The organism is Coprococcus sp. LG101-27, assembly GCF_027695515.1.
Lineage (GTDB): Bacteria > Bacillota > Clostridia > Lachnospirales > Lachnospiraceae > Allocoprococcus > Allocoprococcus comes.
Map to the genome: position 1 here is coordinate 23,976 of NZ_JAQEUJ010000028.1, position 8,760 is coordinate 32,735.

Here is an 8,760-nt window from a genome sequence, read left to right on the forward strand (position 1 = left end):
GTGTCTCCTTTCAAATTATGACATGATAGAATCTTTATCTAAAGGAACCATGTCTGTGTGATCCGAATAGTTATCTGCTGAGAAGTCATCCGGGAAATCGTGATAGCCAGGTTCCTGATAAACGCTTTGCTGGTCAAAGTGCGGTTCAGCTTTTTTCTTTTTCTGCTTTCCATAAGAAGCGGTTTTTTTCGGGTGGGAAGCAGGAATAGTTGGAGTGTACGTATATTCTTCACTACATGCTCCTTTTCTCCATTCCGGAATATGTTCGGAAGCCTTCCGGGGAATGAGTTTTTGGGCATCCGGGTGCAGGGTGTAATCGTATTTTTCTACCTGCAGTACCTTCTGACCACGCAGGATAATCAGTGCAGTATCCAGCGGGAGCCGCAGGATCTCATCCGGAGTTAAGAGCTTTCGTTTCCCGATGGATCTGGTCTGGCGGTATTCCGGTGTATAATCGGATACCCTCCAGCTATTTAATTGTTTGGCTTCGCTGCTGACACCAACGGTCACATCACCGGAGCGGTTAGAGATAAATGTAGCAGTTACCTCATCCGTACAGCCTAAAAATAGCTGAGTGTCGCAGTTCCCGATGATTTCCTGCCATTGGTTTAAGGGATACCGGTTCTGCATCTGAGGCAGGTTTTGGAAAATGCAGGAAATACTGAGGTTTCGACTTCGGATCACGGAAATCTTTTTGTTGAGCGATAGGATTGCTCCCGTATTCGCCAGCTCATCAGCCAGGATATGTACCGGAACCGGCAGTTTTCCATCTTCCCCATAGGTGTCTGCATAACGGACCAGTTTGATAAATACGAAGGTCATAAACAGGGAAGAAAGAAAATCAAAAGTGCTGTCTTGATCCGAAGTGATGCAGAAGTATGCACATTTTTCTTTTCCCGGCAGCGTCAGGTTGATCTCATCATAGGAAGTGATCTGGCGGATCAGCTTGTTCTGGAATACCTGAAGTCTGGAACCGAGTCCGATGATGACGCCGGAACGTACCGTGTCACTTGCCTGCTTATAGATGCAGTAGGGGACTTTTGCCGGATGGGAGACCGGAAGCAGGTCAAAGAGGCTGTTCAGTTCTTTTTCCGAACTCATGGTCAGGAGTTTGTATACCTGTCCGATATTCTTTGCCTCCGGTGGGAATCCCTGATCCACATAGAGAATCAGAGCTTTTAATAAGTTCATCTCGGCATTGTCCCAGAAGTGATCGCCTTTGGCAGAACCGGTATTCTGGATGATGACATCAGCAAATACCTGTGCCATGGTTTCCTGTCCGCCAATTTCACCCAGACAATTCCAACTATCCGAGTTTTCCGGGTTTACAAGATTAAAGGATTTCACGATATATCCGGCATTCTCAAGGTAAGTGGCTGTACTTTCGTACAATTCCGATTTTGGATCGGTGATGATGAGGCTTTCCCCGCGGGCAACACACTGGAAGATCATGTTGCGTGCAAAGGCCCGGCTTTTCATGGAACCGCTGGCACCGTAAACGGCAATATTCCGGTTCATGCGGGTATCCTTCGGGAGACAAACGGCTTTTCCGTTCAGTTTTCCAAGAATGGTTCCCTTGTGTTTCTTGACATCATTCGTAAGCTCCAGTACCTGATGCATTTCCTCCAAAGTCATAAAACCGGAAGTCCCATAGGTTCCCTTTGTGGAATAATTCAGGTTCCGGCCCCGGTCTGTTATTTCCCCGTTTCGGTCAAATCCCATACGCATGAGAAGGAAGGTCAGGAGTCCAAAAGCTGCCAGACATAGAAAAATCCCATACAGATTGTACGGGAAAGCAGTCAGGGCATCCAGACAGGCGAGCGGGTGCGGGGAGGGGATCTGCGGGGCAGTTCCGTTTCCGGCAAAATTGCCGGCAGATTCCCAGGTCTGATAGTTGCGGATAAATTGAGCAACATAGCCTCCTGCATAGAGGGTGCAGAAGGTGATCGGAAGCATATAAATGAGCTTCCACCATTTACGGTTCATGTAAAAACCCCCTTTTGAATTTGCAAAGGTCAATACTGGAGAAATGGATTGTGGCAGTTAAGTATTTTTTCAGGACCGGAATCTGAAAATCGAAACAGATCAGGTTCCCGGATCTGCCGTATACATTTAAGCCGGTATTGAACCGGTTGATTCGCTGCATGTCAAAATCATAAGCAAGAAGGATGGGGTTCCCGGAAGCATCCGTGGCATCATGTTCCAGTGGAATTGAATCGCTGCGGCAGCCCAGATCGGACAGCAGGAGGTTGTCCAGCTTTTCCATGATCTCAGGGTGAACCAGCAGTTTTAAAAGCACTTCCCCTTCCGGAGTATTGGGAAGGTAATGGAAATGCTCGAAGGAGGTGTCCAGCATAAACAGGCTCTTTTTGTAGCCTCCGGTACTGGTAAACAGCCGGAAAGCCATTTCCATGTCGGTTCCGGTCATGATTGCCCGGATCTGTGGATGTCCGTTGTAAGGGTAGCCTTGCAGGTAATGCTGCAGGAAGGCGTTTAAGCGGACTTCCGTTCGATATTCCCATTTCAGGACTCCGTTTCCCGTGTTATAAAGGACATAGACACATTGCGGTGCCATCAGGATGCCCATGCTGCGGGAGTTCCTAATCTTCGTGGTCTCCGGGCCCAATTCCTTAATTTCTCTGGAAGCGTAAAAAAGAGGAAGGCTTCGCATACCGATGGAACCAGCTTCGCGGTGATTACAGAAGATGTCAGGTTTTACATCCGGATAAAAGGGAATCCCGGCATGAAGGAGTGTCAGATACGTTTCGGCTTTCTGATGTAAGCGGATACGTCGGGATACTTCACTTCGGATGAGGTTCGTCTCGGTATTGCCGGTCAGATAGCACTGGAAGCGTAGCGGCGAGACAGATAACAGCATCTCTTTCGCAGCTTTTGTAAGACGGTAGCCTCTGAGAGCATCCCGGTAGTGGGTACGGATGAGGTGTTCCGCCTTCAAATCCGTAATGAGTTTTTCCGCATAGGAGGCACTTGGGATGAGTCTGTTTAGCTGGTCTGCGGGAAATTCCCCGCACATCCCTATCATTTCCAGTAAGCGGTATTTCGTAGTGTCAGGTCTTATCAAATAAGCATCACCTCAATTCAGTTCTTACCCATGCAAGCCTATACTTGGGTAAATCTCCGGTGGTTTGGAGATAAAAAAAGCAAGAAAACAAAGTTCCCTGCGGTGGTTCTTACCGATGTCGGATTTCTGCCTGAGAAGTCAGGAGATTTTCCGACATGCTTTCGTGATGATTTTTCTGGTTCTGCAGCCATTTCGGAAAGTCAGCTTTTTCCATAACCGATACCAGTGTACAGTCCTTTAAGCCAAGCTGTGTCGTGTAGTAGGAATCACAGAAAAAGCCGCTGTCATCTGTCAGAACATAAGTACAAAGTGTATCCAGAATCTGTTTAAACTCCAGATTGTCATAATCCCGGATACGTCTTTGAGGAAGTTCCCTGTCATATATTTGACTGAAGCATATCATGCAGTCACGATAGAGGGGCAGGGCATTTTGTTTTACATACTCCCGAAGCATATAATTAAGCGGTTCATGGAGAAATGCAGTGTTTGTGTGGACTCTTCGTTTCGGAAGCAGTCCGGGAAGCGTAATGGTGAGAATCCCCTGCTGTTCTGCAATCCGGATTCCCTGTGCATCTGCCGCTTTGGGAAGATAAGCTGCTTGATTTGGGGAGAGAGCCGGACAGACAAGGTTACGCATCTGGCAGGCAATCCGCTCCGCTCTAAGAGCAGCACTGACGCTCAGTTCCTCAAAATTTTTATCATAATTCTGGATATCAGTGACCTTCAGAGCGTAAACGGTATTCGTCAGTTTTTGCAGCTCCCCTTCCAGTTTTTCAAGCCGCTGGTAAATGGTTGGTGTATTTTGCGTCATAATAACCTACTTTCTCATGTAGTAACTGACAGCACCGGATTCATTTACAAGGCAGTAAGCGGCTACATCATCAATGGTGATTTTGGCAGCCTGGCTTTCGGATTCTAAGACAATCAGGCGCTTGGAACCATTTGATGGGATACTTTCCATCACATGATTAATCAGAGCCTCCTGTTCTTCACCGATATAGATGATTTCGTATTGTTCATCTTGCGAAAAGAAATTGAGCTTGATTGGAAATTCGCCACTGGTGTGGTATACAATACCTTTCTTAAAATCCAGCAGTACCCAAAAGCATGTAATTATAGCATAGTCAGGATTCTCAGCAGACTGCTGGCTGTCACAAAGAAGGTCATGCTCTTTATCGTAAATGATGCGCCCTTGTTTGATGAGGCTGGTAACCAATGACTTGATAGACTGCTCATGTCGGGAGAAAAGTTGTAAAACCTGGTCATACTTCAGAGTATGGTAAGTGGTAATGAACCGTAAGAGCTTGGCTCCCTCTCCTTGATAGATTTCGTTCCTTGTTTTCATGATTGACTCCCTTCTATATATAATAGGAAACTTTATACGTATGGCTGTACGTACAGAATACATTTGGTATTGTAAGTATAGTGTACGTACATAGTACATATGACCTGCTGTCAGCGATTGAATTTACAGGTACAAAAAAAGCACCATCTATGGGTGCTGGAAATAAGGAAAACTATAAGCAATACCTATTGTAGCATGGGTAAATTTACGCTTCAATCGCAGAAGCAGGTCATTTCTGTGCCATTTTATGAGCGATGCTATTCCGGAAAGAACTTGTTGAGCGTATCCAGTGTTTCTTTTGCAGTAAATCCCCAAAGAATGGTACTGAGTGCTTCAATCGCAGCCCTGCGTTTCCGGTAATAGGTGCGGTAGGAAATATTGGTGATGTGGTGAGCCAGCTTATCCAATATCTCATCTGTATTTTTCATTTCCTGTGGAGAGAGAAAAGCGTAGTAGAGAATCCAGTAATACTGTTCTCCATGCTTGTGATTGTTCCGGAGGAGATCGATGGATGATTCCAAAAGCTTCAGCATCTGGTTGCTTCTGGCAATACTTTTTGCCCGTTGTTCGATGTCACTTCCGGTAAGATCAGCACCGGCTGCATAGATGGAGTCCAGAAATTTGTCGATGTCATTGTCATACTGGAGCTTAAATTGGTGTTCCATCTGGTGTACGACTACCTTCAGGCTGTAGGTTGCATCCCGGTATCTGCGTAAAAACTGGTAGGTGTCATGGAAACGTGGATCTTCTTCCGGGGAAGGAAACCCCTGTGTGTTACGGTTTGCCATGCCTATTCACCTCCCTTCAGGGCAGTGTGGGCTGCCATGGCAGGCTTCTTTTGGACAGACTCGTCCCCTGGACTTATGGACAGTTCGAAGCGGTAAGCAGCGTTCCCGTAGGGGCAGATAATATTTAGAGTATATTGATTTAATATATCTTTGCAGGCTGATAAGGGAGATAATATATAGCGGGTTTTGGAACAGTGGCAGCATGGAATCCCTTGTGAATCCAATAGCTCTGCGACTTTTTGCACGATATATTTCATATGCGAATCCGGAACGCAGGAATCATTTTTTGAAACGGTAATTTGTGTATCCATGACAGTTTCTGAAACTGTGGCGGAACCAGATTCTTCCACAGTAATTTCTTCAGGTATATGGATTGGCAGTTGCATCTTCATGGCGATTTCCTCCTTGTCAATCATTACATCGCTGATGTTGAACATTACGGACAGGTAATTGTTGAGATAAATTACGCTTCCGTGTTTTCCTGTAAATGAGATGAGTGTGATGTATTCTTTTTCCTCCAGTTTCTTCAGAAGTCGGGAGACCGATGCCTTTGACAGTCCCCAACGGTCGCCCAGTGAATGAAAACTGGTAAGGGGATTGCCAGTATTGTTCCGGTAATATACAACCGGACCGGAATCCGAACCCTGTACGGTGGCATCGTTGTAGACAGCATGAATCCAAAGATCTAAAAGAATATCCATCTCCGAGCATTTCCCTATGCCAATTAGTTCGTGAACTTTGGCAATCGGGAAAAAGAAAAACCCTGTATCTTTTTTACAGGGATAGTTATATTCCAATATGGTGTTGTCTTTAGGCCAGTCGGTTATTTTGAATTTGACCAGCTTGTTTTTGCCAAGGAGAGAATAGGTAATATAATTCTGTTCTTCAAAAAACTTGAGGATAGATAATACCTGATGCTGGAAGCGGCAGCGGAACCAATTCTGAAGATCTGTGACGGAGCAGATCCATTCTCCGGGACCGACTGTGTAGGTGATGTGTTCCATCCGGCGATAGGATGTCCGATAATTTGCATAGGAGCATAAAACCAGATAGTAAAAAAGAAAAGAGCCTCCGGTGGTTCGGATGCTCTTCGTTGTGATTAGTGTTTGTATGAAGTCACGGTAAATGCGACAGCGTGGAAATTCCACGATTTGTTTGAGTTCTAATTGGTAATTCATATTGATAATTCCTTTCGTATAACACAGTTTTTATTTAGGTATCAAGTTAGAAGCTATCTAAAATTATCGGAGAATAGAGATAGGCTTCATTGCATTTTTATTGCATTTTAAAAATTTCTTTTATTTGTTTATAGCGCTTCAAATTGTTCCAAAACGCCTAAAATTCAGCAATCTTTGTTAATACCCCGTACTGTCAGTCTGGAGTTTGAATAAATCGAGTTGCTTAAAAAAGCCAGTGTTTATGCGGGTTTCAGCGATTTCGATTAGTCTTTTGATAACAAATTGATAACAGTCATAGCAAGTGCCATTATTCTTGTTATCCAGTGGTTTATGGGTAACGGAACAATTAACAGGTGGCTTGCAGACTAAAGTTCGGAGCTTGGCTCTGAACAAATTCCATATTATAAACTAAGCCCTTAGCTGTGGTTAATAACCATAGTTAAGGGCTTTTTTGTCGTGTGCGCCTAGCGGCGCACGTTTCTAACGGGTTAAAGTCCCGAATCCACCCGGTAGTGGGAAGGATATAGCCGAAGGCAAGGGTGTCCATCGTGAGGTGGAATCTGAAGGAAGCCGGATGTGAGGAAAAAATACTAACTTACGGGCAAATCTCTGGTCTGACGGACAGAAATCTTATATGAGGTTATGCATGAGGGTAAGGTTGCACGCCAAATCGAAGCCCAATAACTACACGGAATCATGCATGATAAATGAGGCAGACGGATGGAGAGGAAGAAACGTGTGATACCTAGGGAGGTCTGTGCGGTACGCCTTGAAAGAGGTAACCATTGCATAAAGCAATGCTGAACGCATAGAAGTCAGCAGAGGTCATAGTAGCCGAGAGGTGAAGGACCGAATCAGTAGGAGTCTTGAGTATGACCGAGAAAGGAGGAATGACTGTCTATGGCAGAAAACATTGAAAACAATGGCTGTTCGCAAAGAGATAATGCGGAACATGAAGGGTGTGTGAAAGCGTCTAGGTCATTCAATCGGATATGGAAAGAAAGAGACAGTGCACAGCCGAGACTTTTAGAAGCGATACTGTATAAAGATAACTTTAACAGAGCGTATAAGAGAGTTAAGGTAAACAAGGGAGCGCCAGGAATTGATGGCATGACCATTGAGGAGGCTCTTCTATATCTAAAGGAACATCAACAAGAGTTAACTGACCGCATATACCGTGGGAAGTATACTCCGTCTCCAGTAAGACGAGCCACGATTCCCAAACCAGATGGTGGTGTGCGAAAGCTTGGCATACCAACAGTGGTAGACCGTACACTTCAACAGGCAATAACCCAACAGTTAGTGCCGATCTATGAACCGCTGTTTGCAGAGGGTAGCTATGGCTATCGTCCGAACAGAAGTGCAAAAGATGCAATACTTAAGGTTAAGGAGTATGCAGAACAAGGCTATACATTTGCTGTAGTCCTTGACTTGTCAAAGTACTTCGATACTCTTAATCACGAAATTCTCATCAATCTTCTCCGGAAGAATGTAAAAGATGAACGAGTAGTACAGTTGATAAAGCGCTATCTGAAAAGCGGTGTAATGGAAAACGGAGTAGTCATTGACACAGAGGAAGGCTCACCACAAGGTGGAAATCTATCACCATTGCTGGCAAATGTCTACCTCAATGAGTTCGACCAGGAATTCTTGAAAAGAGGCGTTCCATGCATAAGATATGCAGATGACATTGTGCTTCTTGCAAAGAGCAAGCGAGCATCAGAGAGACTCTTGGAAAGCAGTACAAAATATCTTGAGGAGAGGCTGAAACTTACAGTCAACCGAGAAAAGAGTCGTACTGTCAGTGTATTTGCAATCCGAAATTTTAAATTCCTTGGCTTTGCATTGGGAAGGAACGGAAAAGGCATTTATGTCCGAATTCATCCGAAGTCATGGAAGAAGTTTAAGTCTAGACTGAAGGAGTTATCTTCCCGTAAGCGATGTCAGTCAATCAAGCCAAGCCTTGAGAAAATCAAGGTGTATGCGAGGGGATGGCTTAACTACTACGGAATTGCAAGTATGAAGAACAACATAGATGACATCAACGGATGGCTCTACCGCAGAATACGTATGTGTATATGGAAACAGTGGAAACTTCCAAGAACAAAGAAAAGAAATCTGATAAAGATGGGAGTACACGAATACTATGCGAACATGGCAGCAAACTGCCGAAGAGGACACTGGTATTGTGCGAATCTGACAACAGTTAAGAAAGCCATGACAAAAGAAAGACTGATAAACAGTGGCTTCTATGATTTAGCCACAGCCTATCAGTCTGTGCACGTCAACTATTGAAACCGCCGTGTACCGAACGGTACGCACGGTGGTGTGAGAGGACGGCGGTTAGTCACCGCCTCCTACTCGATT

Annotated in this window: 7 protein-coding genes; 1 reads left to right on the forward strand and 6 read right to left on the reverse strand. The window is 44.9% G+C overall.

All coding sequences use genetic code 11. From position 1 onward, the window contains the following. Positions 1-15: 15 nt before the first annotated feature. The 6 genes from PG766_RS14515 to PG766_RS14540 form a co-directional block, all read right to left on the reverse strand. The gene (locus tag PG766_RS14515) at positions 16-1,986 is read right to left on the reverse strand and encodes a VirD4-like conjugal transfer protein, CD1115 family (protein WP_022415647.1); all 1,971 of its coding nucleotides are present in this window, start codon (positions 1,984-1,986) and stop codon (positions 16-18) included. Next, positions 1,976-3,082 carry a hypothetical protein gene (locus PG766_RS14520; RefSeq protein ID WP_022415648.1) on the reverse strand — a complete coding sequence of 369 codons (1,107 nt, stop codon included), beginning with the start codon at positions 3,080-3,082 and terminating at the stop codon, positions 1,976-1,978. The genes PG766_RS14515 and PG766_RS14520 overlap by 11 nt, the downstream gene beginning before the upstream one ends. Positions 3,083-3,191: 109 nt before the next feature. After that, positions 3,192-3,893 (reverse strand): DUF6100 family protein, encoded by a 702-nt coding sequence (locus tag PG766_RS14525; protein WP_118710266.1) that lies wholly within the window; start codon positions 3,891-3,893, stop codon positions 3,192-3,194. Between the two features lie 6 nt (positions 3,894-3,899). Continuing rightward, entirely contained in the window at positions 3,900-4,427 is a 528-nt protein-coding gene (locus tag PG766_RS14530) for a DUF5697 family protein (protein WP_117536971.1), read from the reverse strand. 257 nt (positions 4,428-4,684) lie between these two features. Further along, positions 4,685-5,215 carry a hypothetical protein gene (locus PG766_RS14535; RefSeq protein ID WP_005333547.1) on the reverse strand — a complete coding sequence of 177 codons (531 nt, stop codon included), beginning with the start codon at positions 5,213-5,215 and terminating at the stop codon, positions 4,685-4,687. A gap of 2 nt (positions 5,216-5,217) precedes the next feature. Continuing rightward, positions 5,218-6,393: a MarR family transcriptional regulator gene (locus tag PG766_RS14540; RefSeq protein ID WP_243114165.1), complete on the reverse strand. Its 1,176-nt coding sequence runs from the start codon at positions 6,391-6,393 to the stop codon at positions 5,218-5,220. A gap of 900 nt (positions 6,394-7,293) precedes the next feature. On the opposite strand from PG766_RS14540, the gene ltrA reads away from it, so the two are divergent. Continuing rightward, entirely contained in the window at positions 7,294-8,688 is a 1,395-nt protein-coding gene (ltrA, locus tag PG766_RS14545) for a group II intron reverse transcriptase/maturase (RefSeq protein WP_117824796.1), read from the forward strand. Positions 8,689-8,760 lie beyond the last annotated feature (72 nt).

Coding starts and splice junctions, on each gene's coding strand:
- PG766_RS14525 (WP_118710266.1), bottom strand. CDS start 3,893: ATGACGCAAAATACACCAACCATTTACCAGCGGCTTGAAAAACTGGAA.
- PG766_RS14535 (WP_005333547.1), bottom strand. CDS start 5,215: ATGGCAAACCGTAACACACAGGGGTTTCCTTCCCCGGAAGAAGATCCA.
- PG766_RS14530 (WP_117536971.1), bottom strand. CDS start 4,427: ATGAAAACAAGGAACGAAATCTATCAAGGAGAGGGAGCCAAGCTCTTA.
- PG766_RS14540 (WP_243114165.1), bottom strand. CDS start 6,393: ATGAATTACCAATTAGAACTCAAACAAATCGTGGAATTTCCACGCTGT.
- ltrA (WP_117824796.1), top strand. CDS start 7,294: ATGGCAGAAAACATTGAAAACAATGGCTGTTCGCAAAGAGATAATGCG.
- PG766_RS14515 (WP_022415647.1), bottom strand. CDS start 1,986: ATGAACCGTAAATGGTGGAAGCTCATTTATATGCTTCCGATCACCTTC.